Annotated in this window: 30 protein-coding genes; 16 read left to right on the top strand and 14 right to left on the bottom strand. The window is 64.6% G+C overall.

The window, feature by feature from the left end:
* Positions 1 to 64 precede the first annotated feature (64 nt).
* The 3 genes from ACZ5WT_RS10805 to pdxH all read right to left on the bottom strand — a co-directional run bounded on the left by ACZ5WT_RS10805 (position 65) and on the right by pdxH (position 3093).
* On the bottom strand, positions 65 to 1207 hold the full coding sequence (locus tag ACZ5WT_RS10805; protein WP_464283796.1) for a M48 family metallopeptidase: 1143 nt from the start codon (positions 1205 to 1207) through the stop codon (positions 65 to 67).
* Positions 1207 to 2406: a DUF898 family protein gene (locus ACZ5WT_RS10800; RefSeq protein WP_464283795.1), complete on the bottom strand. Its 1200-nt coding sequence runs from the start codon at positions 2404 to 2406 to the stop codon at positions 1207 to 1209. Before ACZ5WT_RS10800 ends, ACZ5WT_RS10805 begins: the two co-directional genes overlap by 1 nt.
* 63 nt (positions 2407 to 2469) lie before the next feature.
* A complete protein-coding gene (pdxH, locus tag ACZ5WT_RS10795; protein WP_464283794.1) occupies positions 2470 to 3093 on the bottom strand; it encodes a pyridoxamine 5'-phosphate oxidase in 624 nt (207 codons plus the stop codon).
* Positions 3094 to 3200: 107 nt separating this feature from the next.
* On the opposite strand from pdxH, the gene ACZ5WT_RS10790 reads away from it, so the two are divergent.
* Complete coding sequence (locus tag ACZ5WT_RS10790; RefSeq protein ID WP_464283793.1) at positions 3201 to 4136, top strand: DnaJ C-terminal domain-containing protein; 936 nt, start codon at positions 3201 to 3203, stop codon at positions 4134 to 4136.
* Positions 4137 to 4249: 113 nt separating this feature from the next.
* Here the strand turns inward: ACZ5WT_RS10790 and ACZ5WT_RS10785 are convergent, their stop codons facing one another.
* The gene (locus tag ACZ5WT_RS10785) at positions 4250 to 5203 is read right to left on the bottom strand and encodes an L-threonylcarbamoyladenylate synthase (protein ID WP_464283792.1); all 954 of its coding nucleotides are present in this window, start codon (positions 5201 to 5203) and stop codon (positions 4250 to 4252) included.
* Positions 5204 to 5273: 70 nt separating this feature from the next.
* Between ACZ5WT_RS10785 and ACZ5WT_RS10780 the strand changes: the two genes are divergently transcribed.
* The 4 genes from ACZ5WT_RS10780 to ACZ5WT_RS10765 all read left to right on the top strand — a co-directional run bounded on the left by ACZ5WT_RS10780 (position 5274) and on the right by ACZ5WT_RS10765 (position 7922).
* Positions 5274 to 6221, top strand: coding sequence for a histone deacetylase family protein (locus tag ACZ5WT_RS10780; protein ID WP_464283791.1), 948 nt, complete (start codon positions 5274 to 5276; stop codon positions 6219 to 6221).
* Positions 6222 to 6234: 13 nt separating this feature from the next.
* Complete coding sequence (locus ACZ5WT_RS10775) at positions 6235 to 6477, top strand: exodeoxyribonuclease VII small subunit (protein ID WP_464283790.1); 243 nt, start codon at positions 6235 to 6237, stop codon at positions 6475 to 6477.
* A 111-nt stretch (positions 6478 to 6588) separates the two neighbouring features.
* Positions 6589 to 7188 (top strand): SCO family protein, encoded by a 600-nt coding sequence (locus ACZ5WT_RS10770; protein ID WP_464283789.1) that lies wholly within the window; start codon positions 6589 to 6591, stop codon positions 7186 to 7188.
* Positions 7185 to 7922 carry a TlyA family RNA methyltransferase gene (locus tag ACZ5WT_RS10765; protein WP_464283788.1) on the top strand — a complete coding sequence of 246 codons (738 nt, stop codon included), beginning with the start codon at positions 7185 to 7187 and terminating at the stop codon, positions 7920 to 7922. The genes ACZ5WT_RS10770 and ACZ5WT_RS10765 overlap by 4 nt, the downstream gene beginning before the upstream one ends.
* Before the next feature lie 159 nt (positions 7923 to 8081).
* Here ACZ5WT_RS10765 and aroC read toward each other — a convergent pair whose 3' ends face one another.
* From aroC to fabI, 3 genes are all read right to left on the bottom strand, one after another.
* Complete coding sequence (aroC, locus tag ACZ5WT_RS10760; protein ID WP_464283787.1) at positions 8082 to 9197, bottom strand: chorismate synthase; 1116 nt, start codon at positions 9195 to 9197, stop codon at positions 8082 to 8084.
* Positions 9198 to 9373: 176 nt separating this feature from the next.
* Positions 9374 to 9985, bottom strand: coding sequence for a histidine phosphatase family protein (locus ACZ5WT_RS10755; protein WP_464283786.1), 612 nt, complete (start codon positions 9983 to 9985; stop codon positions 9374 to 9376).
* Between the two features lie 59 nt (positions 9986 to 10044).
* The gene (gene fabI, locus ACZ5WT_RS10750; protein ID WP_464283785.1) at positions 10045 to 10851 is read right to left on the bottom strand and encodes an enoyl-ACP reductase FabI; all 807 of its coding nucleotides are present in this window, start codon (positions 10849 to 10851) and stop codon (positions 10045 to 10047) included.
* Positions 10852 to 10951: 100 nt separating this feature from the next.
* On the opposite strand from fabI, the gene ACZ5WT_RS10745 reads away from it, so the two are divergent.
* Positions 10952 to 12367, top strand: a complete 1416-nt coding sequence (locus ACZ5WT_RS10745) for an FAD-binding oxidoreductase (RefSeq protein WP_464283784.1) — start codon at positions 10952 to 10954, stop codon at positions 12365 to 12367.
* Positions 12368 to 12453: 86 nt separating this feature from the next.
* Positions 12454 to 13011 carry a hemerythrin domain-containing protein gene (locus tag ACZ5WT_RS10740; protein ID WP_464283783.1) on the top strand — a complete coding sequence of 186 codons (558 nt, stop codon included), beginning with the start codon at positions 12454 to 12456 and terminating at the stop codon, positions 13009 to 13011.
* Positions 13012 to 13073: 62 nt separating this feature from the next.
* Here the strand turns inward: ACZ5WT_RS10740 and ACZ5WT_RS10735 are convergent, their stop codons facing one another.
* The gene (locus ACZ5WT_RS10735) at positions 13074 to 13799 is read right to left on the bottom strand and encodes an SOS response-associated peptidase (protein WP_464283782.1); all 726 of its coding nucleotides are present in this window, start codon (positions 13797 to 13799) and stop codon (positions 13074 to 13076) included.
* A gap of 68 nt (positions 13800 to 13867) precedes the next feature.
* Here ACZ5WT_RS10735 and ACZ5WT_RS10730 point away from each other — a divergent pair, with 68 nt between their 5' ends.
* The 3 genes from ACZ5WT_RS10730 to ACZ5WT_RS10720 all read left to right on the top strand — a co-directional run bounded on the left by ACZ5WT_RS10730 (position 13868) and on the right by ACZ5WT_RS10720 (position 15052).
* On the top strand, positions 13868 to 14269 hold the full coding sequence (locus tag ACZ5WT_RS10730; RefSeq protein WP_464283781.1) for an NUDIX hydrolase: 402 nt from the start codon (positions 13868 to 13870) through the stop codon (positions 14267 to 14269).
* A gap of 33 nt (positions 14270 to 14302) precedes the next feature.
* Positions 14303 to 14671 (top strand): TIGR02301 family protein, encoded by a 369-nt coding sequence (locus ACZ5WT_RS10725; protein ID WP_464283780.1) that lies wholly within the window; start codon positions 14303 to 14305, stop codon positions 14669 to 14671.
* 102 nt (positions 14672 to 14773) lie between these two features.
* Positions 14774 to 15052: a hypothetical protein gene (locus tag ACZ5WT_RS10720; protein ID WP_464283779.1), complete on the top strand. Its 279-nt coding sequence runs from the start codon at positions 14774 to 14776 to the stop codon at positions 15050 to 15052.
* 3 nt (positions 15053 to 15055) lie between these two features.
* On the opposite strand, the gene ACZ5WT_RS10715 is transcribed toward ACZ5WT_RS10720, so the two are convergent.
* Positions 15056 to 15376 (bottom strand): DUF983 domain-containing protein, encoded by a 321-nt coding sequence (locus ACZ5WT_RS10715; protein ID WP_464283778.1) that lies wholly within the window; start codon positions 15374 to 15376, stop codon positions 15056 to 15058.
* A gap of 258 nt (positions 15377 to 15634) precedes the next feature.
* Between ACZ5WT_RS10715 and ACZ5WT_RS10710 the strand changes: the two genes are divergently transcribed.
* Positions 15635 to 16168: a DUF1269 domain-containing protein gene (locus tag ACZ5WT_RS10710; RefSeq protein ID WP_464283777.1), complete on the top strand. Its 534-nt coding sequence runs from the start codon at positions 15635 to 15637 to the stop codon at positions 16166 to 16168.
* A 6-nt stretch (positions 16169 to 16174) separates the two neighbouring features.
* On the opposite strand, the gene ACZ5WT_RS10705 is transcribed toward ACZ5WT_RS10710, so the two are convergent.
* The gene (locus ACZ5WT_RS10705) at positions 16175 to 17500 is read right to left on the bottom strand and encodes a dihydroorotase (protein ID WP_464283776.1); all 1326 of its coding nucleotides are present in this window, start codon (positions 17498 to 17500) and stop codon (positions 16175 to 16177) included.
* 78 nt (positions 17501 to 17578) lie between these two features.
* Between ACZ5WT_RS10705 and ygfZ the strand changes: the two genes are divergently transcribed.
* The 3 genes from ygfZ (at position 17579) to ACZ5WT_RS10690 (ending at position 19876) form a co-directional block, all read left to right on the top strand.
* Positions 17579 to 18409: a CAF17-like 4Fe-4S cluster assembly/insertion protein YgfZ gene (ygfZ, locus tag ACZ5WT_RS10700; protein ID WP_464283775.1), complete on the top strand. Its 831-nt coding sequence runs from the start codon at positions 17579 to 17581 to the stop codon at positions 18407 to 18409.
* Between the two features lie 323 nt (positions 18410 to 18732).
* A complete protein-coding gene (locus ACZ5WT_RS10695) occupies positions 18733 to 19335 on the top strand; it encodes a YfbR-like 5'-deoxynucleotidase (protein ID WP_464283774.1) in 603 nt (200 codons plus the stop codon).
* Between the two features lie 112 nt (positions 19336 to 19447).
* Positions 19448 to 19876, top strand: a complete 429-nt coding sequence (locus tag ACZ5WT_RS10690; protein ID WP_464283773.1) for a hypothetical protein — start codon at positions 19448 to 19450, stop codon at positions 19874 to 19876.
* 33 nt (positions 19877 to 19909) lie between these two features.
* On the opposite strand, the gene ACZ5WT_RS10685 is transcribed toward ACZ5WT_RS10690, so the two are convergent.
* The 3 genes from ACZ5WT_RS10685 to ACZ5WT_RS10675 form a co-directional block, all read right to left on the bottom strand.
* Positions 19910 to 20938: a cell wall hydrolase gene (locus ACZ5WT_RS10685; protein ID WP_464283772.1), complete on the bottom strand. Its 1029-nt coding sequence runs from the start codon at positions 20936 to 20938 to the stop codon at positions 19910 to 19912.
* Between the two features lie 188 nt (positions 20939 to 21126).
* A complete protein-coding gene (locus ACZ5WT_RS10680; RefSeq protein WP_464283771.1) occupies positions 21127 to 21684 on the bottom strand; it encodes a hypothetical protein in 558 nt (185 codons plus the stop codon).
* Between the two features lie 71 nt (positions 21685 to 21755).
* Positions 21756 to 24038, bottom strand: a complete 2283-nt coding sequence (locus tag ACZ5WT_RS10675) for a putative PEP-binding protein (protein ID WP_464283770.1) — start codon at positions 24036 to 24038, stop codon at positions 21756 to 21758.
* Between the two features lie 177 nt (positions 24039 to 24215).
* Between ACZ5WT_RS10675 and ispH the strand changes: the two genes are divergently transcribed.
* Together ispH and rnhA are read left to right on the top strand one after the other, a co-directional pair.
* Positions 24216 to 25187 (top strand): 4-hydroxy-3-methylbut-2-enyl diphosphate reductase, encoded by a 972-nt coding sequence (gene ispH, locus ACZ5WT_RS10670; RefSeq protein WP_464283769.1) that lies wholly within the window; start codon positions 24216 to 24218, stop codon positions 25185 to 25187.
* Positions 25188 to 25254: 67 nt separating this feature from the next.
* On the top strand, positions 25255 to 25701 hold the full coding sequence (rnhA, locus tag ACZ5WT_RS10665; protein ID WP_464283768.1) for a ribonuclease HI: 447 nt from the start codon (positions 25255 to 25257) through the stop codon (positions 25699 to 25701).
* Positions 25702 to 25819: 118 nt separating this feature from the next.
* On the opposite strand, the gene ACZ5WT_RS10660 is transcribed toward rnhA, so the two are convergent.
* Entirely contained in the window at positions 25820 to 26803 is a 984-nt protein-coding gene (locus ACZ5WT_RS10660; protein ID WP_464283767.1) for a DUF808 domain-containing protein, read from the bottom strand.
* Positions 26804 to 26811 lie beyond the last annotated feature (8 nt).

Below are 26811 nucleotides of genomic sequence, written 5' to 3'. Positions count from 1 at the left end.
TTCACATGGGAGGCAAGCTTAGCGGCAAGGTCTTGCGCGAATTTGAAGATTTGGCGCCACGCACTCATTTGCTCTTGGTTTGCGCCGGCAGGGTTGCCGCCAGATTGCCGCACATGGTGCGGATCGCGAGCCACTCGGCGTTGCTGAAGGGCGGTTCCAGCCCGCTTGGCCGCTCCTGCCCCATGATTTCGAGCGCCGCCTTGCGGTCGGCCGTCAGCGGATGGGTGCTGAGCAAGGCCAGCGAGCGGGCAAAGCCGTCCTCCTCGCCCACGCGATTGATCAGGTCGGCAAGCCCAGCAGGATGAAAGTCCATGCGCTGCGCCACCTGTGCCGCGAAAGCATCGGCCTGCCGCTCCGCATCGCGAGAGAAGCGCGAATCGATGATCGTCGAGCCAAGGCCCGCCGCCACCGAGACCCCCGTCAGGTCGCCCAGGATCAGCCCGATCAACGCGCCGGTTCCGGCGGTTGACACCAGCTGCTCCATGCCGTGCCGATAGGCGACGTGGCCGATTTCATGTGCCAGCACCCCGGCGAACTCGTCCTGCGTTTCGGCGAGGTCGAGCAGCGCCGAAAAAAAGAAGACCTGCCCGCCCGGCAAGGCGAAGGCATTGGGGATGTCGGATTTGACGACCCGGATATCGAGGTCGAACGGCGAGCCCGTTCCCGCCAGCGCCTCCGCGCCGAAGCGGGCAATGGCGCGGTTGGCGAGGCTCTCAGGATCCGGGTCGCAGATCTGCAGTCCGCCGGTTTCGCCCAGGCTCACCTGCATCTGCTCGGCCACGGTTTCGCCCAGGCTCTGCTCCCAGCTGGGCGGCACGATCGCCACGATGCGGCTCGCCAGCAGCGGCACACCATAGAGATAGGCGCCGATCACTGAGGCCAGCGCCAGGGTTGCCATCACCGCGATGCGGGTCTGCCGCCCGGCCTCCTTGCGGCGACGTTCGGTTAGGGACGGTACCGTGGCCAGCACCCGCGCGACCTCGGTCTTGCCGACGATGACCACCCGCGCCCCAGCAGGCAGGCCATTGGCTCCCAGCCGCAGCTCGTTCCGACGGCTGTGCACGGAATAGAGTTCGCGCGCCGGCCAGCGCGCCAGCACCGCCATGTCCTCAGCCCGCCGGATCACCAGCGTTTCGGCCGCATATTCCAGTTCGACCGGCTGAACATCGGCAACGAGGCCATCATGATAGCGTGCGGCGATACCCATCAATACGACCCGACATTGAGTGCGTCAGCCAGTCCCTCGCCTGCCAGCGAAGTGTCCTCGCCCCGCGCCCGGACATTGCGCAGGCTATCGAGCCCGCTGACCCTGGCGCCCGTGGCGATCAACTTCCAGAAGCCCAGGCCAATGAACAATTCGGCCATCATGGTGAAAGCGGCCAGCAGCAGTAGATAGCCAAAAACAATCGCCGCGAGCGTCACGAAGCTGCCCTGCATATGCGTCAGCAGCACTTCAAGGTCGAAGCCGCCGACCGTGATCGCGCCGCTGGCGACAATGCCCAGCACCACGAACCCGCCGATGGCCAGCGCGATATAGCTGCCGACCAGCCCCAGCCCGAACAGCCCATATTGCGCAAACAGTCCGCGCGCCCGCACCGTGACGGTCAGCGTCGCCTGCCCCAGCCGGACCGATGAGAACATCCGCGTCAATTCCCGCGCCTGATAGCGCAGGACCAGCAGTCCGATCACCCCGGCGGCAATCAGCACCGGCACCAGTGCTCCCGGCTCGGGCAGCGTGCCATCCGTTGGGAATGCCCCCTGCGCCGCACTCATGCCCACCCCGACCGCGCCGATCACCACGGCCACGGCATAGGTCAGGTAATAGGGCCCGGCGAGCAGTTTCCAGGTGCCGGTAAAGCCGAACTGGCGATCGCCATACCAGCTGTTGCGATAGCGATAGGCCCACAGGTTGGCGGCCATGAAGGGATAGACCAGCCCGGCCGTGACGATCATCAGCAGTGACCAGCCAAACCGCCGGAACGCATATCCCCAGGCGCTGCCGCCCTGATCGCAGCGGATGCCGCGCCACAACGTGCGCGACAGGCGGAAATCGCGCGCCCGGTAGATCGCGTAGCCCATCAGGAACCACACCAGCACGGCGACGCCCGAATAGCCGATCACCGCTGCAGTCGACGACTGTGTGGAAAGGTAGAAAAACACGCCATAGATCGGCAGGAACACGGCCAGCGCCATCAGGAAGCCGAGCAGCAGCTGGGTCGCATTGCCGGTATATTCCAGCGCATCGCCGCCGATCTCTGTGTTGGACCAATAGAATCGCCGCTTCCAGGTGGTCAGCCAGAAGCGATAGAGCCCGATGGTGGGGATCAGCATCAGATAGCCGCGCAGCAGGATGCTACCCAATGCGCGCCGCGTTCCGGTGAACGTCACCGGCTGCCCCTCGTCCATCACCAATTCCCCCACTTCAGATCGGTTTTAGGCGAGCGGTGGGGTGTTGGGAAGCTGCCTGCGTTACGGATACAGCCGCGCACTCACCCAGCCATCGCCATCGCGCGTAAAGCGCACGCGGTCATGCAGGCGGAACTCGCCGTCCTGCCAGAATTCGATGCTGGTCGGCATGATGCGGAAGCCGGACCAGTGCTGCGGGCGCACCACCGGACCATCACCCACTTGCGCCGTCAGATCGGCAACACGGGTCAGCAGGCTCTGCTTGCTGTCGAGCGGGCGAGACTGCTGGGATGCCGAAGAGGCAATCTGGCTGCCCACCGGGCGGCTGGCGAAATAGGCATCGGCCTCAGCGGGCGAAACGACCTCGACCGGACCGCGCATCCGCACCTGCCGGCGCAGCGATTTCCAGTGCATCACCATCGCGGCCTTGGGCTGGGCCAGCAGTTGGCGGCCCTTTTCGCTCTCGAAGTTGGTGAAGAAGCAGAAGCCCCTGTTGTCATGCGCATTGAGCAGCACCATGCGCACGTCGGGCATGCCCTCGGCATCGACGCTGGCCAGCGCCATTGCATGGGGATCGTTGGGTTCAACCTCTTTTGCGCGGGCGAACCACTCCTCGAAAACCGCATAGGGATCAAGGCCGGAGCGATCGGCATCACCGAACAGGCGCTGGGTCAGGGATTGCTGCATTTGGGATTATCCCTTCGTCGCGGGAACTGGACAAGCCGGGGGGTGGTCGCCATATAGGACAGGAAACTTGGGCGAAGCAACGCCCCCCTCGACATTGAATGGACCAAATGCGCGATCCTTATACCGTGCTTGGGGTGCAAAGATCGGCGAGCGAGAAGGACCTCAAGTCCGCCTACCGCAAGCTGGCCAAGAAGTATCACCCTGACCAGAACCCCGACGATCCCACGGCACACGCAAAGTTTGCCGAGGCGAACAATGCCTATGAACTGCTGACCAATTCCGAGAAGCGTGGCCAATATGACCGCGGCGAGATCGATGCGGACGGCAACCCGAAATTCGCCGGCTTCAACCCCGGCGCCGGTGGCGCACGAGGCCGCGGTCAGGCGGGCGGGTTTTCGGCCGAGGACATTCTCAAGGAATTCATGAGCGGCTTCGGCGGTCAGCAGCGTGGTGGCCCCGGCGGCGGTCGCGCTCAGGCCGGTGGCGCACAGTGGGACCCCTTTGGCGGTCCCGACGCTGGCGGCGCGGGCCGCACCATGCGTGGCGAAGACATTGTGGTCAACGCCACGATTTCGCTCGAGGATGCCCACAAGGCCGCATCCATCCCGGTGCGCATGCCCACGGGCAAGGTGCTGTCGGTCAAGCTCCCTGAAAAGGTCGAGGAAGGCCAGCAGATCCGCCTCAAGGGTCAGGGCTCACCCGGCATGGGCGAACCAGGCGACGCGCTGGTGACGGTACGCTTCGAGAAATCCAAGCAGTTCCGCCGCGATGGCGCAGACCTGCGCACCGATGTGCCGATCACGCTTTACGAGGCGGTACTCGGCGCCAAGGTGCGCGTTCCCACACTCGATGGCTCGGTTGAACTCAACCTGCCGCCCGGCATCGACACCGCCAAGGCGCTGCGCCTCAAGGGCAAGGGCCTCTATGGCGATGGCGACCTGTACGTCAACATCAAGGTCGTGCTGCCCCCGGGCGGCGATCCCGACCTCGAAGCCCTCGCTCGCTTCATGCGTGACCAGAAGCCCTACAAGGTCCGCGACTAGTCTCAGCCACGCAATCTGAGGTGGACCACCGCGACCTCAGTCGTCTCCCTCCCCCTTGTGGGGAGGGACCAATGGTTGGGGTTCTGCGGCCTCAATAAACTCGGTGCTGCCACTCAGTCCCGCGGCGCCGCAGCCCTTTGCAGCCGGTCGTTAATCGCCTCGCCCAGCCCCCGGTCGGGGATCGGCGCCACTGCGATCCGGCTAATGCCCGACGCATCCAGCTCATGCAGCATGGCGAAGAGGTTCCGCGCCGCCTCGCGCAGGTCGCCGCTGGGCGAGAGGTTGCGCATCACCCCGTCAAACGCGCCCGTCGGTCCGAATGCCAAAAATGCCTCGCCCGCTTCTGGCTGGGCATTGAGCCGCATCAGCGCATTGGGCGCATAGTGGCTCAGCAGCATGCCGGGCGCCGAGATCGCCGAACCCTCTTCGGCCAGTTCCACCACCACGCCGAGCGCTGCTTCGATGTCCTCGCGCGCCACCGCTCCGGCACGCAGCTGCACCAGCCGGTCGCCGTCGACCCGGATAATCGTTGATTCCACACCCGCCTTGCACGGCCCGCCATCGAGCACCGGCACGCGACCGCCAAAGCCCTTGCGCACCTGCTCGGCCGTGGTCGGCGACAGCCGCCCCGATGGATTGGCCGAGGGCGCCGCCAGCGGGCGTCCGACCGCCGCGATCAGCTCCAGCGCCAGCTTGTGGTCGGGAATGCGGATCGCCACCGTATCGAGCCCGGCCGTCGCCACGTCAGCCAGCCCGTTGCCCGGCTTGGCCGGCAGCACCAGCGACAGCGAGCCCGGCCACAGGCCTGCCGCCCGGCGCGCCAGCGGAGAAAACTCCACCAGCGTTTCGGCCATGGCCACATCAGCGCAGTGAATGATCAGCGGATTGAAGCGCGGCCGGCCCTTGGTTTCATAGATCGAGAGCACCGCATCGGCATTGGTGGCATCGGCCCCCAGCCCATAGACGGTCTCGGTGGGAAAGGCGCACAGCTTGCCTGCCCGCAACAGGATAGCGGCCTCCTCCACGGATTTCGGTGTATCGGCCGCCAACACTGCATTTTTGCTCATGGCGGTTGTTTGACAACGCCGCTCCGGCGCGTCAAGACGAAGTAACGTTACGACTGGAGACGTTACCCGCGTGACCACGCTGCTAGTCAGCCAACCCAACTTTGCCGATCACGTCACGCCGCAGGGGCATCCCGAGCGCGCCGAGCGCATCCGCGCCGTCGATGAAGCGCTGAGCCATCCCCGCTTCGATGGCCTGATCCGCCGCAATGCGGTCTCGGGCGACCTGATGCTGGCAGAACTGGTGCACGACGCCAGCTACATGGCGCGCCTGCGCGATGCGCGTCCGGCAGAGGGCATCGGCCAGCTCGATGCCGATACCTTCATTTCCTCGTCCTCCATGGCCGCGGCGGCAGCCGGGCTCGGCGGCGCGCTCGATGCGCTTGGCGCGGTGCTGCTCGGAGAGGTCGACAACGCCTTCTGCGCCATCCGCCCGCCCGGCCACCACGCCGAAATCGCCCGGCCGATGGGATTTTGCCTCATCAACACCGCGGCCATCGTGGCCCGCGAAGCCCAGCGCAAATATGGCGCCGAGCGCATCGCCATTGTCGATTTCGACGTGCATCACGGCAATGGCACGCAGGACATCTTCAAGGATGACCCGACGGTCTTTTACGCATCGAGCCACCAGATGCCGCTGTTTCCCGGCACCGGCAGGGCCAGCGAGACCGGCATCGGCAATATCGTCAACACGCCGCTGTCACCTGACACCGATGGCCAGACCATGCGCGAGGCCTATCTCTCCCACATCATTCCGGGGCTGATCGACTTTGGGCCCGACCTGCTGCTGATTTCGGCGGGATTTGATGCCCATCACCGCGATCCCCTGGCCCAGCTCAACTGGACCTCGGAAGATTACGGCTGGCTCACGGGAAAGTTGATGGATGCAGCCGCCCGCGCCTGCGGCAACCGCATTGTGTCGCTGCTCGAAGGTGGCTATGACCTCAAGGGACTGGCGGGCGGTGTTTCGCACCATGTTGCCATGCTGATGGACGGCGCCACCGGGCGCCTGGACGACTAGGATAGAGATCGCCATGACCGATAACGACGACGTCAAGACCCTGAGCTTCGAAGCGGCCCTGGCCCAGCTCGAAGACATCGTCGGCAAGCTCGAATCGGGCCGTGCGCCGCTGGCCGAGTCGATTGCCATCTATGAGCGTGGCGAGGCCCTCAAGGCGCATTGCGAGACCCTGCTGCGCACCGCCGAAGCCCGTATCGAGAAGATCACGCTGTCCCGCGACGGTCGCGCAAACGGCACCGAGCCGCTGGACGCATAAGCCATGCCTTCGTGGTTCGACAGGCTCGCCACGAGGTCCACAGAAACGACGATGCCTGAACAGACCTCATCCTGAGCTTGTTGAAGGACGAGGTCGTGGCAGGAAGCTGCAATGACTCCGAAATCTCTTCGTAATTTCCGCATCGTGCTGTGGGCGCTGGTTGCCGTTGTGGCCATCGGCGCGACCGCGCTGTTCATGTTCCGCCCCCCGGCCCGCCCGCTTGGCGTCACCGGCCAGGAATTTGCACTCAATTCCACCAAGGGTGGCGCCTTCACGCAGGACGACCTGGTGGGCACCCCAAGCCTGGTATTCTTCGGCTTTACCCATTGCCCCGACGTCTGCCCCACCACCCTGGCGGAAACCACCGCCTATCGTGCACAGCTGGGCCTGACGCCGGAAGACCTCCGCATCATCTTCGTGTCGGTCGATCCCGAGCGCGACACGCTGGAAATGATGACCAATTATGTCGAGGGCTTCGATCCCTCGATCATCGGGCTGGTCAGCCACAACCTCGAGCAGACCGAGAACGTCAAGAAGGCGTTCGGCGTGTTCTCCGAAAAGACCGGCGAGCCGGGTGACCCCTATTATTTGGTCAACCACACCGCCCTCACCTTCCTCATCGACAAGAACGGCCAGTTCCAAAGCACCCTGTCCTACGAGGAAGACAGCAAGACCGCACTCGGCAAGATTGCCCGGCTGGTGGGCGGTTGAGCGAACGTATCCGCCTCGATCTGGCGCTTGAGCAGCGGGGCCTGGTGCCCAGCCGCGCCCGTGCGCGCGACGCCATCCTGCGCAACACCGTCACCATCAATGGTGTCACCGCGGTCAAGCCAAACCAGATGGTAGGCCGCGACGACAAGCTCGCGCTAAGCGATCCCGCTGCCAACTACGTTTCGCGCGCGGCCCTCAAGCTGATCGCTGGCCTCGACGTGGGCAAGATCGACCCCAATGGCAAGATCTGCATCGACGTGGGCGCCTCGACCGGCGGCTTCACGCAGGTGCTGATGGAACGCGGCGCCCGCCGCATCTATGCCGTCGATGTCGGCCACGATCAGTTCCACGAGCGCCTCAAGGGCAGCGACCGCATTGTCAGCATGGAGGGCGTCAACGCCCGCGACCTCACTGCCGAGACCATCCCGGAGCTGATCGACCTGCTGGTCTCGGACGTCAGCTTCGTCTCGGTCACCAAGGTGCTCGATGCGCCCCTGGCCCTTTGCGCCCCCACGGCCGATGCGGTGATCCTGTTCAAGCCACAGTTTGAAGTCGGCCGCCAGAATGTCGGCAAGGGCGGCATCGTCACCAGCGAAGCGGCCATCGCCACCGCGCTGGCCGACGTCATCGCCTTCGTAGAAGCCCAGGGTTTCACCCACCGCCTCTCCACGCCCTCCCCCATCAGCGGCGGCGACGGCAACCAGGAAATCGTGCTGGTCTTCGGGCGCGGCTAGACCACCGCCCTTAACCACACGCCAGGCTGCCCGCGGACTTGATCCGCGGGTCACTCTCAGTATCGCATGCGCGACGAAAGGCCCGCGGATCAAGTCCGTGGGCAGCGCAGGTGATTGGGAGACTGTCGTTGTGAACGCGGCCTGCGAGAGCAAGAACCCTCAGCCCCGATCGAACCCCACCGCACCTTCGCGCCCGGTCTGGCCGCGATGGCGCAGGGCGTGGTCGGCCAGCACCAGCGCCATCATGGCTTCGCCCACCGGCACGGCGCGAATGCCCACGCAGGGGTCGTGGCGGCCCTTGGTGATGATGTCGGTGTCTTCGTTGGCCGTGGTCACCGTCTGGCGCGGCTGCAGGATGGACGAGGTCGGCTTCACCGCAAAGCGGCACACTACCGGATCGCCGTTGGAAATGCCGCCCAGGATGCCACCGGCATGGTTGGAGAGGAAATAGGGCTTGTCCGCCCCTGCCCGCATCTGGTCGGCATTGTCGACGCCAGTGAGGCTCGCCGCCTCAAATCCAGCACCGATTTCCACGGCCTTGACCGCGTTGATGCTCATCATGGCCGAGGCCAGGTCGGCGCTCAGCTTGCCATAGATCGGCGCGCCCCAGCCCGCCGGTACGCCCTCGGCCACCACCTCGATCACCGCACCCACCGAATTGCCGGACTTGCGGATGCCGTCGAGATAGTCGGCCCAAACGCCTGCCGCCACCGCGTCGGCGCAGAAGAACGGGTTCTGGTCGACCTGGTCCCAGTCGAAATTATTGTAGTCGATCTTGTGCGGCCCCACCTGCACCAGGCTCGCCCGGATGGTTACGCCAGCCAGCACCTGCCGCGCAACCGCGCCCGCCGCCACGCGCGCAGCAGTCTCGCGTGCCGAGGTGCGCCCGCCACCGCGATAGTCGCGAATGCCGTATTTCTGGTCATAGGTGAAATCGGCATGGCCCGGACGGTACTTGTCGCGGATATCGGCATAGTCCTTGGAGCGCTGGTCGGTATTCTCGATCAGCAGCGAGATCGGCGTGCCGGTGGTGCGCGGACCATCGGTGCGCTCGTCCTCGAACACGCCCGAGAGAATCTTCACCTCATCGGCTTCGCGGCGCTGGGTGGTATATTTCGACTGGCCGGGCTTGCGGCGGTCGAGATCGCGCTGGATCATTTCAGGCGTCAGCACTAGGCCCGGAGGGCAGCCATCGACCACCACGCCAAGCGCGGGTCCATGGCTTTCACCCCAGGTGGTGAAACGGAAGAGATGTCCGAAAGTATTGAACGACATAGCGCAGCCCCATGGTTGCGCACGTTCTAGGAGCCACGGTGGCTTAGGTCAATTGGACTGACGGCTTGGGTGGGTGCCCCGTGCGGTCGCCGCCATCGCACCACACCCGCCACACTCACCGCCGCTGCCCGCGGACTTGATCCGCGGGCCTCTCGAGGGGACCGATTCCCGGCGGTCTACCCGCGCAGCAGCTCCATCCGGCCGGGCGTGAAGTGCATGATGGCGTCCTGCGGGGGCGCCCAGTTGATCACTTCGACGATGGGCGCATGCTCGATCAGTACGCGCAGCGTGCGGGCGATGCCGCCATGCGCCACCACTACCGATGGGCCCTTGAGCACATGGGCGAATTCGGCGAGACGCGCTTCCACGTCACGGTAGTTCTCGCCGTTTTCCGGGCGGTAGTCCCAATAGTCCTCGGTGCGTTCGCCCGGCGCGATAGCCATATTGGCCGGCAGCTGCTCGAACAGTTCGCCTTCCAGCACGCCGAACGAGATTTCCATCAGCCGCACGTCATACTGAACGTCGGGCAGGTGCGTGGAAAATCCGGCGCGCACCCGGTCCATGGTCTCGCGGGTCCGGCCCAGGGGCGAAGCGTGCCACTCGAACGCATTGGGGTCGAGCTCGCGCGCTGCGAACAGCGCGGCGAGCGTGTGCCCATTCTGGTTGGCTTGCCCGCGTCCCTTTTCGTTGAGCGGAATGTCCTTGCGCCCCTGATAGCGGCGTTCGGCATTCCAGGGCGTTTCACCATGCCGGACGAAGTAAATCTCCGGCCAAACCAGGGCTGTCATGGCAAGTTCCCGCGTCGCTAGCCGACGCGTCCTACAAGGCTAGAGTGGAGGGCGAGCGACTATTCGCTCGCCTCTGGCGCGTCATCGAGCAGCTTCATGCCGACGACGTTGAAACCAGCATCAACGTAGTGGATTTCACCAGTAACGCCAGATGCCAGATCGCTCAGCAGATAGGTCGCCGCGCCACCGACGTCGTCGATGGAGACATTCTTGCGCAGGGCCGAATTGGCTTCCTGCCAGTGCAGCATGTCGCGCAGGCCCGAAATGCCCGAGGCGGCGAGCGTCTTGATCGCGCCGGCCGAGATGGCGTTGACGCGGATGCCGGCCTTGCCCAGGTCAACGGCAAGGTAGCGCACGGAGGCTTCCAGAGCCGCCTTGGCAACGCCCATCACGTTATAGTTCGGCACATACTTCACCGCGCCATAATAGGTCAGCGTCAGCAGCGAGCCGCCCGGATTCATCAGCGCTTCGGCGCGCTTGGCGACGGCGGTAAACGAATAGACCGAGATATCCATGGTCAGCGCGAAGTTGTCGCGGCTGGTGTCGAGGTAGCGGCCTTCGAGCTCATCCTTGTTGGAGAAGCCGATGGCGTGCACGACGAAATCGAGCGAGCCCCACTTTTCCTTGATCTGGCGGAAGGTCTCGTCCATCGCCGCTTCGTCAGAAACGTCGCACTCAACGAGGAAGTCCGAGCCCACTTCGGCGGCCAGCGGCTCGACGCGGCGCTTCAGCGCTTCGCCCTGATAGGAGAATGCCAGTTCAGCGCCCTGCTCGTGCAGCTGCTTGGCAATGCCCCAGGCGATCGAGCGGTTGTTGGCGAGACCCATGATCAAGCCGCGCTTGCCTGCCATCAATCCTGTGGCCATTCTCTGTATTCCCTTCTTGGAGTCGTTGCGCCGGTTGTGGCACATGGGGCCCCACCGGGGCAAGTTCGCCGCCCTGCTATCCGCCAACATTGGTTTAGCCATGCCGCTTTCTTCCGCCCAGGTTGTCTCCCAGCTTACCGCGCTTGTGGGCGCCAATGCCGTGGTGGGCGACAGCGACCGCATGGCGGGCTTCCTCAAGGAGCCCCGCAAGCGCTTCCACCAGCCTGCCGCCGCCGTCACCCTGCCCCAGTCGGTCGAGCAGGTGCAGGCCATCGTGCGCTGGGCTGGCGAGCATCGGGTCGGCCTCATTCCGCAGGGCGGCAATACGGGGCTGGTGGGTGCACAGGTACCCCTGCGCGGCGACGAGGTCATTGTCAGCCTGAGCAAACTCGACCGCATCCGTTCCATTGATGTCGCTGCCGGAGCCATGACGGCCGAAGCGGGCGTCATTCTCGAAAACGCGCACAAAGCCGCCGAAGCCGAAGGCAGCATCTTCCCGCTCTGGCTCGCCTCGGAAGGATCCGCCCGCATTGGCGGGTTGCTCTCGTCCAACGCTGGCGGCGTCAACGTTTTGGCCTATGGCAACGCCCGCGAACTGACCATGGGCGTCGAGGCCGTGATGGCCGATGGACGTCTCTATCGCGGCCTCAATGCCCTCAAGAAGGACAATACCGGCTACGATCTCAAGGATCTCCTCGTCGGCGCCGAGGGCACGCTGGGCATCATCACGGCCGCCACGCTCAAGATCTTCCCGAAGCCCGAAGATTTCGAAACGGTCCTGGTAAGCATTTCCGGCCCCGAAGCCGCGCTGACCCTGTTCCTGTCATTGCGCGAGCGCATCGGCAGCCGCCTTAATGCCTTCGAGATCATCCCGGTGCTGGGCCTCGACATGCAGCTGCGCCACGGCATGCTCGACCGCGACCCCACCGCCGGTCCCTCCCCCTGGTATGCGCTGATCGAAGTCTCGCGCATGAAGGGCGGCGCGCCGGGCGCGCTGATGTCGGCCATCGAGGCCGCCTTTGCCGACAGCCTCATCGACAACGCCGTCTTTGCCGAATCCCTCTCCGACCGCACCCGCATGTGGGCCTTCCGCGAGCAGATGAGCGAGGTCCAGTCCAAGGAAGGCGCCTCGATCAAGCACGACGTTTCCGTGCCGATTGCTGCGGTGCCGCAGCTCATCGCTGAGGGCAGCGCCGCCGCGCGGCGCCTCGTGCCCGGTATTCGTCCGGTGCCGTTCGGGCATATGGGCGATGGCAATATTCACTTCAATTTCAGCCAGCCGGTGGGCGCCGATCCCAAGGCCTTCATGGCCGCCTCAGACGAGCTGGTGCACGAGGCAATCTACGAGATCGTGCTGCGCCTTGGCGGTTCGGTATCGGCCGAGCATGGCATCGGCCAGCTCAAGGTCGACCTGCTCAAACAGGTGAAGGACCCAGTGGCACTCGACCTGATGCGCACCATCAAATCAGCCCTCGACCCGCTCGGCATACTCAACCCCGGCAAGATGCTGGGCTAGACGCGCACCTCCGTGTGCCTACTTGATCGCCTGGCCGGTTGGCCCCATCTCGGGGTCAATCATTCATTCCGGCACCAGGTTTGCTCATGCTGCTCGATATCGGCTTTCTCGACGACGAAACCCGTCCGCCCGTCATCAAGCTCGAGGGACTGACCGAAGCGCAGCGCGCGCCCGGCCAGCACCTCAGGGACATCCACGACAATCTGCGCCGCAACATGAAGACGCTGGCCGCGCTCATCGAGCGCGCCAATGCCGGCACCATGACTCCCGAACAGGTCGCCGCCGAAACCGGGGACCTGGCAATGATCGCCAATTACCGGCGCTTCGGGAACCTGTGCGGGCAGTATTGCCAGGTGGTCAACACGCACCATTCCATCGAGGACTACCATCTCTTCCCGGCACTGGCCCAGCAGGGCGAAGGCTTCCGTAAGATCGCCGAGCGCCTGCAGGCAGAGCATGTCGTGGTGCATGAACTACTGGTCCGGCTGGTCGACGCGCTCAACGCCCTCGCCCGCGATCCCGGCCCCGACAACTTCACCACCGCCCGCACCATCTACGAAGCCCTCGAACGCGTCCTGCTTTCCCACCTCGGATACGAAGAAGACGCTATCGGCGACGCCCTGGGCTATTTCGAGATCATGTAGGGGCAGACCCTTGTGGTTCGAGGCGCGAGCCGTATGCACCTCGAACCACAAGGCCGTGGCACCTAAAACAGATCCATCTGCCCCCCGGCGACCTTCTTCCGGCGCGGTTCCGGCTTCTCAACCGCGGCCGGCTCGATCAAGCCGGGATCATCGTCCCGCGCCGAGTTCACCCGCGTCGACACCGGATGAAACTTCAATTCCCCGTCGGCCAGCGGCAGGGCCAGCTGCAGCGCCTCGGCTGCCCGCACCTCGCGCACGTTCAGCCAGTCGTCGATGGCTTTCTCATCAAGGATGGCGGGCATGCGGTGATGGATCGGCGCCAGCTGGTCATTGGTCGGCACCGTGATCGTCGCCACGCTGTCGATTTCCTCGCCATTGGGGCCCATCCACGTCGCATAGAGCCCCGCCAGTGCCAGCGGCCGATCGTCCTGGCGGGTGATGTAATAGGGCTGCTTGGATTTGTCAGGATTGGTGTGCCACTCGTAATAGCCGCTGGCCGGCACGATGCAGCGCCCATGCTTGAGCGCATCGCGGAAGGCCGGCTTCTCGGCCATGGTTTCGACCCGAGCATTGACCAGAAGCGGGAACTCGCGCGGATCCTTGACCCAGCCCGGCACCAGGCCCCAGCGCGCGAAATGCCCTTCGCGGCGGCCATGGGCTTCCCAGATGGCGGCAATCGGCTGGGTGGGCGCAATATTGTAGCGCGGCACCACCTCGATGGAGTTGAGCAGCTTGAACAGCTCCACCATCATTTCGGGCGGGAGCGTCGAAGCGTAGCGTCCACACATGTTCCTGCCTCCTGAATCAGCCGCGTTAGAGGTAGTCTCTGCGGGTACGAATCGCAAATGAGCCCACCGTGACTGTTGAAACTCCCAATGCTGCCAGCGTCGCCATTGTCCGCGAGGGTAAGGTCCTCCTGATCAAGCGCGCCTATGCGCCCTATCAGCATTTGTGGACGCTGCCCGGCGGGCGCATCGAGCCCGGCGAGACCATCGAGCAATGCGCCATACGCGAGATTTCGGAGGAGGTTGGCCTCACCATCCGCAATCCGCGCCCGGTCATGGTGCAATCGCTCGGCCGCGACAGCACGTTCCAGCTCGCCATATTCGTCACCCGCGATTTCAGCGGCATCCTGCGCGCCTCCGATGAGGTCGCCGATCACAAATGGATGGCCCCATCCGCCCTCATCGCCCTGCGCACCACCAGCCGCCTCGATGACGTGCTTGCGAGGGCCTTCGCAGTTCTCGCGCAAAGCTGATAGACAACAGGGCAATCGCTGCGGACCGCCAATTTGAAACAGCTTCGACTCGCCGCCATCGCCGTCTCGCTGGCCCTCGTGACAGGGCCCGCCTTCGCCATCGACCCGCCCTATCAGCGCCAGATGGAGCGGCTCGCCGAGGTCATGGGAAGCCTCTATTTCCTGCAGCCGCTCTGCGATGCCGGGGTGGAAGACTGGCGCGAGCAGATGAGCGAGCTGATCACGCTCGATGAACCCGACGAGGATCGCCGACAGCGCCTGGCTGGGGCGTTCAATGTCGGTTACGAGGCCTATGCGCGCCTGCACCGCGCCTGCACGCCTGCCGCGCGCGAAGCGCTGATGCGGCTGCTGGTCGAGGGCGAGAGCATAACAAGGGAAATACATACGCGCTTTGCCGAGTAGCCGCTGGGCGGCCGCTGACTTAGTACAATCGCGCACGCCTCGTTAACCTTCGGGTTACTTCCTGCGCGCCTGCCTCCCCGTTCCCGTGCTAACTCCAGCGACATGACTTCGAGCAAAATCACCTTTGCGTCCACCGCCGGGCATAGCGTCCTTGACCGCGATCAGGGCGAGCGCCAGCTTGCGCTTGAATACCTGGCCGAGGCCTGGAACGTGGCCGAGGAAGACGGCGTGCACAATGCCGCCCTGGCGCATGCCTCGCTGTTTGCCGCGCTCGCCACCTTCGTCAAGATGCATGGCGACGAGGCCACCGCCGATCTGGTCGCGCTGCTGCCCGACCGCATCCGCTCGGGCGAATACAATCTCGATCGCGTGCTGCAGTAGGGCTCAGCCCTGCTCGTCGCTGGTCTTGCTTGACCACAAAAATCCGATGATCGCCCCCTTGGTCGGCCGCATCAGCGCCAGTGGCAGGATGATCGCCGCCGGCACCAGCACCATCAGATAAGTGCCTGGGCTCGCCCCGCCATTCAGCTCGATATCGAGCATGATGAAGGCCAGGATGTGGATGGCGATGGTGATGACGATGAGCGGCAGGAACAGCCCGACATTATAGCGGGCCATGGGCTCACCGCAGGTGTCGCAGGCATCCACCTGCGTCAGGAAACCGTGGAACAGCTTGCCTTTGCCGCAGCGCGGACATCGCCCCATTACACCCCGTCCAATAGCGCCCCAGACAGACGGTTCTTGCAGCGGCTCAGTCGACATGGCGAGAGCTCCAACGGTGACGACCACCACTATATGGTGCGCCGCACTCCTTGTCGTCAGACCGCCCGATCGGCGGATTGTCGCGGGCTCCGCCAGCGCCTGCCCTATCCTCCGCCTTCCCCACTGAAACCGATCGGGCCCTGCCCCGTTAACAGGGCACTGCTCGGCAATCGGCCGCGCGGAATTCAGGAAGGAACCGTCATGTCCGAATTTGTCGTAGTCGCCTTTGACCAGCGCGGAAAAGCCGATGAGGCCCTCGCCCGTCTGCGAAAACTGCAGCGCGAATACCTGGTCGACCTGGAAGATGCCGTCATCGCCACGCGGGAAGCCGATGGCAAGGTCGATATCAAGCAGAGCGTCAACATGGTGGGGATCGGGGCCGCGTCATCTGGCCTGTCGGGCGCCCTGTTCGGCGGGCTGATTGGCCTGTTGTTCCTCAATCCGCTGGCCGGTTTTGCGCTGGGCGGTGCCATCGGCGCCGGCACGGGCGCCCTGGCCGGCAAGCTCTCGGACTACGGCATCGACGATAACATGATCAAGGAGATCGCGGCGTCGATTCAGCCCAATACCTCGGCGCTGTTCCTGCTGGTGCGCAAGGCGCAGCCAGAAAAGGTCATCGCCGAGCTAGAGGGCATTGGCGGCGGCCGCATCATCCGCTCGTCGCTCTCCCCCAGTGACGAGGAAAAGCTGCAAGCCGAAATCGCCAAGCTGGGCAACGCCAACGCGGCCGCCTGATCGCGATCAGTGTGGCAGGGCTTCCAGGAACCGCATGGGCTGCCCGACAGAAGACGTCACCAGTTCGCCCTGCCACATCACCGTATTCCCGCGCACGATCGTGCCGACCGGCCAGCCGGTCACCGTAACACCGTCATAGGGCGTCCAGCCGGCGCGCGACTTCACCCAGTCATTGGTGATCGTTTCGCGACGCTTCATGTCGACGATGGTCAGGTCGGCGTCATAGCCGACCGCGATGCGGCCCTTGTTGGCAATGCCAAACAGGCGGTTGGGGCCGTGGCTGGTCATGTCGACAAAGCGCTGCAAGCTCAGCTTACCGGCATTCACATGGTCCAGCATGGTCGGCACCAACGTCTGCACGCCCGTCATGCCCGAATGGCTCGCGGGATAGGGATGATCCTTTTCCTCACGCGTATGCGGCGCGTGATCGGACCCCAGGATATCGGCGACGCCATTGGCGACACCCTTCCAGATGCCTTCGCGATGCGCCTTGTCGCGCACCGGCGGGTTCATCTGCGCATAGGTGCCCAGCTTGGTGTAAGCGGTCTCATCGAGCGTCAGGTGGTGCGGCGTCACTTCCACCGAAGCCACGTCCTTGTGGTCGGCGAGGTAGACGATCTCTTCCTTGGTCGAGATATGCAGCACATGGATACGCTTGCCGGTCTTGCGGGCAATGTTCACCAGCCGCGTCGTGCAGCTCATGGCGACTTCCGGCGAGCGCCAGACCGGGTGGCTGCTGGGGTCGCCCGGCACCCGCAGGTGCTTGCGCTCCTCAAGCATGTATTCGTCTTCCGAGTGGAAGGCGGCGCGGCGTGAAATGGCGCGCAGAATGGCTTCCACCCCGGCGTCGTCCTGCACCAGCAGCGAGCCGGTGGATGAGCCCATGAACACCTTGATCCCGGCGCAGCCCGGCAGCTTTTCCAGTTCCGCCAGCTGCCCGACATTCTCATGCGTGCCGCCGATGTAGAAGGCGAAGTCGCAGTGCATGCGGTTGGTGCCGGCGGCAATCTTGGCCTCGAAGGTCTCGCGGCTGGTGGTCAGCGGGTTGGTGTTGGGCATTTCGAACACCCCGGTCACCCCGCCCATCACCGCCGACAGCGAGCCCGATTCAAGGTCTTCCTTGTGCGTCAGGCCCGGCTCGCGGAAATGCACCTGCGTGTCGATCACGCCGGGCAGGATATGCAGCCCGGTGCAGTCCACCACATTGTCGGCCGATCCATCGATCTGGCCCAGCGCCACGATTCGCCCATTGCGGACGGCGATGTCGGCGAGCCCTTCGCCATCATGGTTCACCACTGTCGCGTTCTTGAAAATCGTGTCGTACTGCGCCATGTCTGGTCCCGCCTGTCCGTGCCGTCTTCCGTTTCTCGGGCCGGTTTAGCGGACGCCCTGTCCGGGAAGCAAGAGATCATGACCATTCACCTGCGCGCTGACCGTGTCGTCTTCCGTTTCTCGGGCCATGACGCGCATAAACTGCTCAATGACGTCCTGACCGGCCACATTCCTTCCGGCCCCGCCGAAACCACTGCCTGGTGGGCGCTTTTGTCGCCGCAGGGCAAGATTCTGGCCGAGGGCACAGCCGGCTGGGCCGAAGATGCACTCTGGGTCGACGCGCATCAGTCTGTCGCCGACGATTTCTTCAAGCGCATGAAAATGTACCGCCTGCGCGCACAGGTGGTGATCGATGACCTGCGCGAAACCCATCGCGTCGGCTACAGCACCGCGCCCGTCTCCGGGGCCATCAGCCACCCCGACCAGCGCGGCAGCGTGAGCCTGGGCCACCGCATCATTGCGCCGGTCGAGGCCACGTCCGGCTGGTCAACTGACGCCACCCCATTCCTGGCCGCCCGCATTGCTGCTGGCATTCTGGAACAGGGCGCCGACTTCCCCGCCAACGACACCTTTGCGCATGATATCGGCCTCGACATTCTCGATGGCATCGACTTCGTCAAAGGCTGCTATGTCGGCCAGGAAGTGGTCAGCCGCATGAAGCACCGCGGCACGGCCCGCCGCCGCCCGGTCATCGTCTCCGACATCGCCGCCGCCCCTGGCACCCCCGTCGTCTCGGGCACGCGCGACGCTGGCAGCATCGGCCAGGTGGCCGATGGCAAGGCCGTCGCCATCCTGCGCCTCGACCGCATCACCGACCTCTCCGCCATCACCATCGATGGCCACCCCGCCACCCTCACCCTCCCCAGCTGGGCCACCTATCAGTTCGGCGAAACCAGCCCCGAAGACTGAGCTACCACCGGGTCATTCCGGCGAAGGCCGGAATCCATGCGGTGAACCACCCCAAAGCTGGATGTGGCGGCAGCCCACGGACATGGATCCCGGCCTTCGCCGGGATGACACCGCGCGTGGGGCCCATCGCCGCCCCCCACGCCGTTCAACCAGTAGACCTCATGGTGAGGCGCGAGCCCTTCGCGAGCCTCGAACCACGAGGGCTTGGTACAAGTCCTCGGCCCGCCTACCCGAAAGCCTCAACCCCCTGGCATCGGCGCTGTCGAATCGTGGCTTGATTGGTTAAAGTTAACCATAACAGTCCGCTAGCACTCTGGAACCAAATGGCACGCACCAGTGCACGCGCCTGGCAACGCATGTTGTCCGGCCGCCGCCTCGATATTCTCGATCCCTCGCCGATGGACGTGGAGCTTTCCGATATCGCCCATGGCCTGGCGCGCGTGGCGCGCTGGAATGGCCAGACCGAGGGTGATTATCCGTTTTCGGTTGCCCAGCATTCGGTGCTGGTGCTCGAGCTTTATCGCGCCTCCAACCCTGACTGCGATGGCAAGTCGCAGGCGCAGGCCCTGCTCCATGACGCGCCCGAATATGTGATGGGCGACATTATCTCGCCCTTCAAGGCGGCGATGGGCGGGAATTACAAGGACGTCGAAAATCGTCTGCTGTCAGCGATTTACCTGCGCTTTTCGCTCCCCGCGAACATGACCGCCGCCCTGGCCAAGCAGGTCAAGAAGGCCGATCGCGAAGCGGCGTTCTTCGAGGCCATCCACCTGGCCGGGTTTGAAGATGCCGAGGCCCGCAAGCTCTTCGGCGAACCCAGCCTGCCCGCCTTTGACGTCGATGCCTTCGACCGTCTCATCCGGCCCTGGCCGACACGGGAAGCGCATGACCGTTTCGTCGAGGCTTTCGAGGCGATTCTCGTCTAGGCCGTTCGGGTGATTAACCCTAACAAAAGATGAACTTTGCGCCCGATTGCGCAGTATGGTTTCTGAACCGTTAAGAAGTTGCGGCAGCCGCTTCATTTCGGGACAGAATGCCATGTACTTGCTAAATCGCCATCTGGTTACGGGTGTGACGCTGGGCGCGCTTGGCCTGTCGGCCTTCGCCGCCTTCGCCTTTGCCGACGAGATGGGACGCCCCGACGGCGTCGATCCGTCGAGTCTGGTGCGCTATGAGGGCCGCGATTATGACGTGGCTTACGAGGATTGGATCGACACCGATCCGCAGGCCATCTCGATCGTCAAGAAGATCGAGGGCGGCAGGGTCAGCTACGTGACCATCACCACCACGGCCTCGGGCACCTATTCGACCGATGCCATGTTCTCAAAGACCGTGCGTTACCCCGGCATCACCGTGGGCGAGCAGCGCCGCGATGACCGTTTCTCCTATTGGAGCAACGGCCACTGGACGGCCTTCAGCACGCGCATCGGCGACTCGTTCACCTACTACAGCGCCAGCAAGCGCTGATCTGCGTTAGCTTAAGAGCCCGGCTTTTCGGCATCAGCCGAAAAGCCACCCGCGCTTGAACTTGTAGAAGACATGCAGGCCGATCTGGGTGACCTTGGTCATGCGGGGGGCCCAGGGCGGGCTCACATAGGTCGCGTGGTAGTGGGTCGCGTCGCCCACTTCGGTCAGGTAGAGCTCGCCGCTGGCATAGCGCTTGGCGATATCCTCGGCCTGTGCCCAGGATTCCTTGTCATTGATGACTTCGGGAATGCCGTCGCAGGCAAACGAGAACTGGCAGGCATTGCGCCGGCTCTGGTTCTGGAACACCACGCCGCACATCGTGTCGGGATAGCGATGATCCTTGACGCGGTTGCCGACGACCTGCGCCACGGCCACCTGCCCGCGATAGCTTTCGCCGCGCGCTTCGAAATAGATGGCCGTCGCCAGGCACCAGAGTTCCTTTTCCGATGCTGCGATCACTTCACCGGACGCATAGCCGCCGGTGACGGGGGCGGTTGCGCGGGCATAGGCCAGCTGCGTCGAGGCAATGGCGGGCATCGGCAGCGCCGCCGGTGCAGAGGATGGGGCAATGCCGGCAATGGCGTCGAGCGCCGCGGCGGCTGCCGGGCTGACCGAAGCCACGGCGGTGCCGGGCTCCACATCGCCGCTTGCCGTGCTGGCAAACTGGATGGCTACGGGCTTGTTGGCCTCGGCGCGCAGCGACGCAATACGGGTGCGCACTTCATCGAAGGTCTGCGAAACGGCAACCACGTCGACCTTCGGGCGCAGGCGATCGGTCTTCTGCGCGCGGTTGGGGCCGGTAAAGCTGGCCGTATTGAACAGGTGATCGACCGAGCCGGTCAGCACGGGATCAACACCGGAATAGGAGATGCTGGCAGTAACGAGGTTGGCGTCGGACGAGGCAATGCCGTCCAGCCCATCGGCCGGACCGAAGGCGCCGCTGGTGAGCCCGCCATAGGACAGGCCACAAAAAATCCCGACGACCAGCAACCTGGTGAAGGGATGGCGACGGCGGACCGCTCGTGCCGGGCGCGGGGGCGCCGGCCGGGGGAAAGAAGCCATTACTCGTTACTCAACGCTACGCAACAAAACTACTGATCGGCGAACGTGACGCTAAAATGCCGACAGAACTAATGATGTCTGATTAGGGTTAGCAGCGCGTAAACAAGCTTTGGGGCGACGCAATGGATTAACCATGGCGTCGATTCGGCCAAACTATGACTGGCGGATTTGCCGCAGGCGAAAGCGGACTAAACCCCGCAGGCCGCCCGCACTGGCGCGACCTGGTCGGCGATGTCGCTCACCCGGTAGCGCACCGAGAGGGAGCGCGAGGTCACTGGCGTCACCCGCACGGTGAGGTTGGTGGTTCCCGCCAGCCCATCGAGAAACGCAACGGCGTCGCGGGTATTGGAAATCATCACCGCCGTATTGTCGGGATTGACGAGCAGCGTCCGGCTGCGTGCCGCTTGCAGGTCCGACTGTGTCGTGAGCCCCACATCGCGTCCCAGCGCCGATATCAGGTTCCCGGCAAAGCCGAAGGCAATGCTGAGCACTCCATTGTCGCAGGCCACGGTGATGGTCGCCGGCTGGCGCCCCGTTGGGCGCGCGGGGATGAGCTGTTCCGACTGCAGCACGACCTGCGCCGTTCCCTCGGGAACCGCTGGCGCGGCAAAGGCCGCATCAAAGCACGCCAGGCGCTCCGCATCGGCGGCGATGGTGGTGCATTGGGACCCGATGGTCTGGGCCATGGCCGGAGCGGCGGAAAACGTCAGCAGCGGCAGCAGCGCCAGAACCGGCAATAATTTCACGTCGGTAACGTCCCATCCCTTGCGTCGGTAATCCCGACATCGCCCCTGATATAGGGATCATTTCCGGCTATTTAAGCAGATGCCTGCGCCAGCGTCAGCCGGGCGACGGGCACACGATAGGGTGAGCAGCTGACATAGTCGATGCCAAGGCCCGAAAAGAAGCGCAGCGACGCCGGATCGCCGGCATGCTCACCGCAGACGCCAATCTTGAGCTTGGGATTGGCTGCCCTGCCCCGCTGAATGGCAATGGCGATCAGCTCGCCCACGCCCTTTTCGTCGATGGTCACGAAGGGGTCGCGCTCATAGATGCCCTTGCGCTGATAGGCGGCAAGGAAGGTGGGCGCATCGTCGCGCGAAATGCCGAATGTGGTCTGGGTCAGGTCGTTGGTGCCGAACGAGATGAAATCCACCATCTGGGCGATATCGCCCGCCCGCAGGCAGGCGCGCGGCAGCTCGAGCATGGTGCCGAACGAGAACTTCACCCGGTTAGTGGCCAGCAGCCCTGAATTGTTGGCCACCGAATAGACGCGCTCCCGCACGAAGGCCACTTCGCTGGCCGTGGAAACGAAGGGCACCATGACTTCGATGGATACCGGCTCGCTCTGCTTCTCGCTGGCCACCCGCGCTCCGGCCATCAGGGCCTGAACCTGCATCTGCAGCAGTTCGGGATAGGTGATGGCCAGCCGCACGCCCCGATGGCCCAGCATGGGATTGATCTCGGCAACCCGGTCGAGATGCAGGCGCAGCGCCCGCACCGCCAGCCCCAGCGAGGCAGCCGTTTCCTCGATCTCTTCATCGGTGCGCGGCAGGAATTCATGCAACGGCGGATCGAACAGCCGCACCGTCACCGGCATGCCGTTCATCGCCGAGAACAGCGCCGAATAGTCGCCGGTCTGGTAGTCCACCAGCCCGTTGACGGCGCGATTGCGGTCTTCCTCGTCCTCGCTGAGGATGACGCGGCGCAGCGCCACCATGCGCTCGGGCGAAAAGAACATGTGCTCGGAGCGCGCCAGCCCGATGCCCTCGGCACCAAAGCTCAGCGCCGTCGAGGCGGATTCGGTGGTTTCGGCATTGGCGCGCACGGCAATGGTGCGGCTGGCATCGGACCAGCCGAGCAGCTTGCCGATAGCGCCACCGATATGGGGCTGGCTCAGCGGCAGGTTGCCGGCATAGACCTGCCCGTCGCTGCCATCGATGGTCAGCCGGTCACCGGCACGGAATTCGCGCCCGCCGATGCGGCAGGTCATTTCCCCGGCATCGACCGACAGCGTGCGTACCCCGGCCACGCAGGGCTTGCCGGTGATGCGGGCGATCACCCCGGCATGGCTCGACATGCCGCCGCGCGCCGTCAGGATGCCGGTGGCCGCGCGCATGCCCTCGATATCGGCCGGGCCGGTTTCGTTGACCACGAGGATGCAGTGGCGGCCGCGCGCCCGCAGCCGCGCCGCGTCGTCGGCATTGAAGACGATGACGCCGCTGGCCGCACCGGGCGAAACGCCCAGGCCCGTGGCGATGGGGGCAGCGCCATCCACCGATTTGAGGCGTGGATGCAGCAATTGCGTCAGCCGGGTCGGATCGACGCGGCTCACCGCATTCTGTGTGGTCCATACCTTGCGGTTCACGCGATCGACCGCCGCTTCCAGCTCGGCGCCCGCGGTCACCTGCACTGGCCGGGCCGAGAGGAACTGCACCTGCCCGCGCTTGATGGCGACGAGACAATTCATGTGCCGGCCCGCCTTGGCGTCCAGCAGGTTGACCAGCGCATCGATGGATTCCGACATGCGCGGCAGGGGCGACCCATTTACCGGTGCCGGCCCCAGCGCCCCGGTCACCGCATTGCGGGTCAGGAACTGTTCGATCTCGCCATCGGCAGCGGCCTGCACCAGCACAATCTGGCGGCCGCGGTCATCGTCGGCGCGGCCGGTCCAGCCCTGGCCAAAGCCATAGCTGTCGAAGGCCGATTTGATCGCCTTGGCGAGGGGGCGCGTGGGATCGACGGAGTCTTCGGGATTGGCCGGGGCCGCAATGCCCACCTTGGCTGGCATCAATCCGCCATTGTGCATCGCCGCGGAAGTGCGCACCACCAGCACCGGGGGCTTGCCATCCTTGCCCACCAGCTTGAACAGGCAAGCCACCCAATGGGTGCGCAGCCGCGTGTCGCGCTGGCCGCGCTCGCTCTGCAGCGCTTCCCAAGCCGCCCGCGTCAGCGCGATGGTCGGAATGGTGGGGAACCCGGTTTCGCCGACGCGGAAAATCCAGCGTGCCTTGCCGCTCAGCAGCTTGAGCTGGCTGGCTGACAGGTTCGCTTTCCCCAGCGCCGGGGCAATCGCGAACATTTCCTGGGCCAAACTCACTGCTTAGTCCTTGCCGTCCTGCCGGAACAATTGACTCCGGTCCCTCTCCGCCTGCGTCTAGGCACAGGAAAACCCTGCTACTTTTCCCCGGCCCACGCTACGCGGCATAATGCCTGCGCGGCTGGGTCGCTGCAACAAGACTTGACTTGCGGCACCAGCGAAAGCATCTGATCTGATATGGAAAAGCGGCCACATCTAGACATTTTGCTCTGCGCCCCGCGCGGTTTCTGTGCCGGCGTCGACCGGGCGATCCAGATTGTCGAGCTTGCGCTCGAAAAATACGGGGCGCCGGTCTATGTGCGCCACGCCATCGTGCACAACAAATACGTGGTCGATGGCCTGCGCGATAAGGGTGCAATCTTCGTCGAGGAACTCAGCGAGATCCCCGAAACCGACGCGCCCGTCGTCTTCTCCGCCCATGGCGTTCCCAAGTCGGTTCCAGCCGATGCCAAAAGCCGCAACATGTTCTTCCTCGATGCCACCTGCCCGCTGGTCAGCAAGGTGCATGTCGAAGCGCAGCGCCATTTCGCCGAGGGCCACGAAATCGTGCTGATCGGCCATGCCGGCCATCCCGAGGTCGTGGGGACGATGGGCCAGCTGCCCGCCGGCGCCATTTCGCTGGTCGAATCCGTCGCCGATGCCATGACGTTCACCCCCAAGGACCCGCAGACGCTGGCCTTCGTCACCCAGACGACCCTCTCGGTCGATGACACCCGCGAAATCGTCGATGCTCTCAAGCAGCGCTTCCCTGCCATCAATGGCCCGCACAAGGAAGATATCTGCTACGCCACCACCAACCGCCAGGAAGCGGTCAAGGCCGTGGCGCCCGAGGTCGATGCCATGATCGTGGTCGGCTCGCCCAATTCGTCGAACTCGTTGCGGCTCGTCGAAGTTGCCGAGCGCGCCGGCTGCAAGGTCGCCGTGCTGGTGGATCGTGCCAGCGAGATCGACTGGTCGATGTTCGAGGGCATTCGCTCGCTTGGCGTCTCGGCTGGTGCCTCGGCGCCCGAAAAGCTGGTCGATGAAGTGATCGAGGCCTTTGCCCAGCGCTACGACATCAAGGTCGAAGCGCGCGTGACGACCAAGGAAAACATCGCCTTCAACATTCCCCGCGAACTGCGCGCCATCGAAGCATCCGTCGCCCGATAGCGAGTTATCCCCGCGCCTTTGCCGGTCCGCTATCGTGCGGACGGCATCCCTATCCCCGAAAGCACCCATGAGCGACATCGTCATCATCCATACCGACGGCGCCTGCTCGGGCAATCCCGGCCCGGGCGGCTGGGGCGCCATCCTGCAATATGGCGACAAGACCAAGGAACTTTCCGGCGGCGAAGAGCTGACCACCAACAACAAGATGGAGCTGACCGCTGCCATCGAGGCGCTCAACGCGCTCAAGCGCCCCTGCACCGTCGAGCTCCACACCGACAGCCAGTATGTCAAAAACGGCGTCCAGAGCTGGATGCACGGTTGGAAGCGCAACGGCTGGAAGACCGCCGACAAGAAGCCGGTGAAGAACCTCGAACTCTGGCAGGCCCTCGACGAAGCCACCAAGCGCCACCAGATCGAATGGAAATGGGTCAAGGGCCACGCCGGCCACGAACTCAACGAACGCGCCGACCAACTCGCCAACGAGGGCATGGCCCCGTACAAGACCAAGCGCTAGGGCTCGCCAGCCGGCCCTCAGCCGCAATATGGACGACGACGGGTTGCGAGGGATGCCCTTTTCCCCCACCCACCGTGGCTGCCCGCGGACTTGATCCGGGGGACGAAGTCCCGCGAACCTACGCCTTCCGGAACACCATCCCCTTCACCCCTTTCCAGGCCGGAACAATGGCATGCTCCACCAGCGGGATCAGGGCCGTTCCCAGAGCGATGCCGAAGACGAAGTCCTGCACCGCCGTCGCCAGCCAGTGAACGATGCCCGTCACCGATGCCGGAACCGCGCCCGCCACCAGGGCCGCATTGTGGTCGATGAAGTGCTCCACATGGCCCAGCCCGAAGCTGGCCAGGCCGTGGATCACGATTGAGCCGCCGACCCAGATCATCGCCGCCGTCCCCACCACGCTCAGCCCGCGCATGAAGCCGGGCATGGCCCGCACAAGGAACCGCCCGAAAGCGCGGCCGGTATGGGTGATGCCCTTGCGCGCCAGCGCCAGCCCCACATCGTCGGCTTTGACGATCAGCGCCACGCCGCCATAGACAGCCACCGTGATGCCGACCCCGACCAGCGCCAGCACCAGGGCCGTCATCCAGATGCTGTCCGTCGATACCGCGCCCAGCGCGATGGTCATGATCTCGGCCGAGAGAATGAAGTCGGTCTTGATCGCCCCGCTCACCCGCTCGACTTCCAGCGACGCGGCATCCTGCGGCACCGGGTCGACCGCCTGCTCGACGCCATGCGCCTGATGGGGAAACAGCGCCCCGAACACCTTCTCGGCGCCCTCGAAACACAGATAGGCCCCGCCGAACATCAGCAGAGGCGAAATCGCGCCCGGCGCGAAACTGCTCAGCAGCAGCGCAATCGGCAGCAGGATGACAAGCTTGTTGCGGATCGAGCCGAGGGCGATCTTGCCGACAATCGGCAATTCGCGGTCGGCGGAAAAGCCGGTGACATACTTTGGGGTGACCGCCGCATCATCGATCACGGCACCGGCCGCTTTGGCGCCGGCTTTCACCGCCTGCGCGGCGACGTCGTCCAGCGAGGCGGCGGCGACCTTGGCGATCGCGGCCACGTCGTCCAGCAATGCGAGTAGTCCGACCGACATAAAAGTCC

It is taken from the genome of Devosia sp. T2-14, assembly GCF_055397495.1.
This window is presented reverse-complemented; position numbering and strand designations above follow the sequence as displayed.

Bases quoted from the DNA above. Each gene is read 5' to 3' on its own strand.
- ACZ5WT_RS10805 (WP_464283796.1), bottom strand. From the start codon at position 1,207: ATGGGTATCGCCGCACGCTATCATGATGGCCTCGTTGCCGATGTTCAG.
- ACZ5WT_RS10800 (WP_464283795.1), bottom strand. From the start codon at position 2,406: ATGGACGAGGGGCAGCCGGTGACGTTCACCGGAACGCGGCGCGCATTG.
- pdxH (WP_464283794.1), bottom strand. From the start codon at position 3,093: ATGCAGCAATCCCTGACCCAGCGCCTGTTCGGTGATGCCGATCGCTCC.
- ACZ5WT_RS10790 (WP_464283793.1), top strand. From the start codon at position 3,201: ATGCGCGATCCTTATACCGTGCTTGGGGTGCAAAGATCGGCGAGCGAG.
- ACZ5WT_RS10785 (WP_464283792.1), bottom strand. From the start codon at position 5,203: ATGAGCAAAAATGCAGTGTTGGCGGCCGATACACCGAAATCCGTGGAG.
- ACZ5WT_RS10775 (WP_464283790.1), top strand. From the start codon at position 6,235: ATGACCGATAACGACGACGTCAAGACCCTGAGCTTCGAAGCGGCCCTG.
- ACZ5WT_RS10770 (WP_464283789.1), top strand. From the start codon at position 6,589: ATGACTCCGAAATCTCTTCGTAATTTCCGCATCGTGCTGTGGGCGCTG.
- aroC (WP_464283787.1), bottom strand. From the start codon at position 9,197: ATGTCGTTCAATACTTTCGGACATCTCTTCCGTTTCACCACCTGGGGT.
- ACZ5WT_RS10755 (WP_464283786.1), bottom strand. From the start codon at position 9,985: ATGACAGCCCTGGTTTGGCCGGAGATTTACTTCGTCCGGCATGGTGAA.
- fabI (WP_464283785.1), bottom strand. From the start codon at position 10,851: ATGGCCACAGGATTGATGGCAGGCAAGCGCGGCTTGATCATGGGTCTC.
- ACZ5WT_RS10745 (WP_464283784.1), top strand. From the start codon at position 10,952: ATGCCGCTTTCTTCCGCCCAGGTTGTCTCCCAGCTTACCGCGCTTGTG.
- ACZ5WT_RS10740 (WP_464283783.1), top strand. From the start codon at position 12,454: ATGCTGCTCGATATCGGCTTTCTCGACGACGAAACCCGTCCGCCCGTC.
- ACZ5WT_RS10735 (WP_464283782.1), bottom strand. From the start codon at position 13,799: ATGTGTGGACGCTACGCTTCGACGCTCCCGCCCGAAATGATGGTGGAG.
- ACZ5WT_RS10720 (WP_464283779.1), top strand. From the start codon at position 14,774: ATGACTTCGAGCAAAATCACCTTTGCGTCCACCGCCGGGCATAGCGTC.
- ACZ5WT_RS10715 (WP_464283778.1), bottom strand. From the start codon at position 15,376: ATGGGGCGATGTCCGCGCTGCGGCAAAGGCAAGCTGTTCCACGGTTTC.
- ACZ5WT_RS10710 (WP_464283777.1), top strand. From the start codon at position 15,635: ATGTCCGAATTTGTCGTAGTCGCCTTTGACCAGCGCGGAAAAGCCGAT.
- ACZ5WT_RS10705 (WP_464283776.1), bottom strand. From the start codon at position 17,500: ATGGCGCAGTACGACACGATTTTCAAGAACGCGACAGTGGTGAACCAT.
- ygfZ (WP_464283775.1), top strand. From the start codon at position 17,579: ATGACCATTCACCTGCGCGCTGACCGTGTCGTCTTCCGTTTCTCGGGC.
- ACZ5WT_RS10695 (WP_464283774.1), top strand. From the start codon at position 18,733: ATGGCACGCACCAGTGCACGCGCCTGGCAACGCATGTTGTCCGGCCGC.
- ACZ5WT_RS10690 (WP_464283773.1), top strand. From the start codon at position 19,448: ATGTACTTGCTAAATCGCCATCTGGTTACGGGTGTGACGCTGGGCGCG.
- ACZ5WT_RS10685 (WP_464283772.1), bottom strand. From the start codon at position 20,938: ATGGCTTCTTTCCCCCGGCCGGCGCCCCCGCGCCCGGCACGAGCGGTC.
- ispH (WP_464283769.1), top strand. From the start codon at position 24,216: ATGGAAAAGCGGCCACATCTAGACATTTTGCTCTGCGCCCCGCGCGGT.
- rnhA (WP_464283768.1), top strand. From the start codon at position 25,255: ATGAGCGACATCGTCATCATCCATACCGACGGCGCCTGCTCGGGCAAT.
- ACZ5WT_RS10660 (WP_464283767.1), bottom strand. From the start codon at position 26,803: ATGTCGGTCGGACTACTCGCATTGCTGGACGACGTGGCCGCGATCGCC.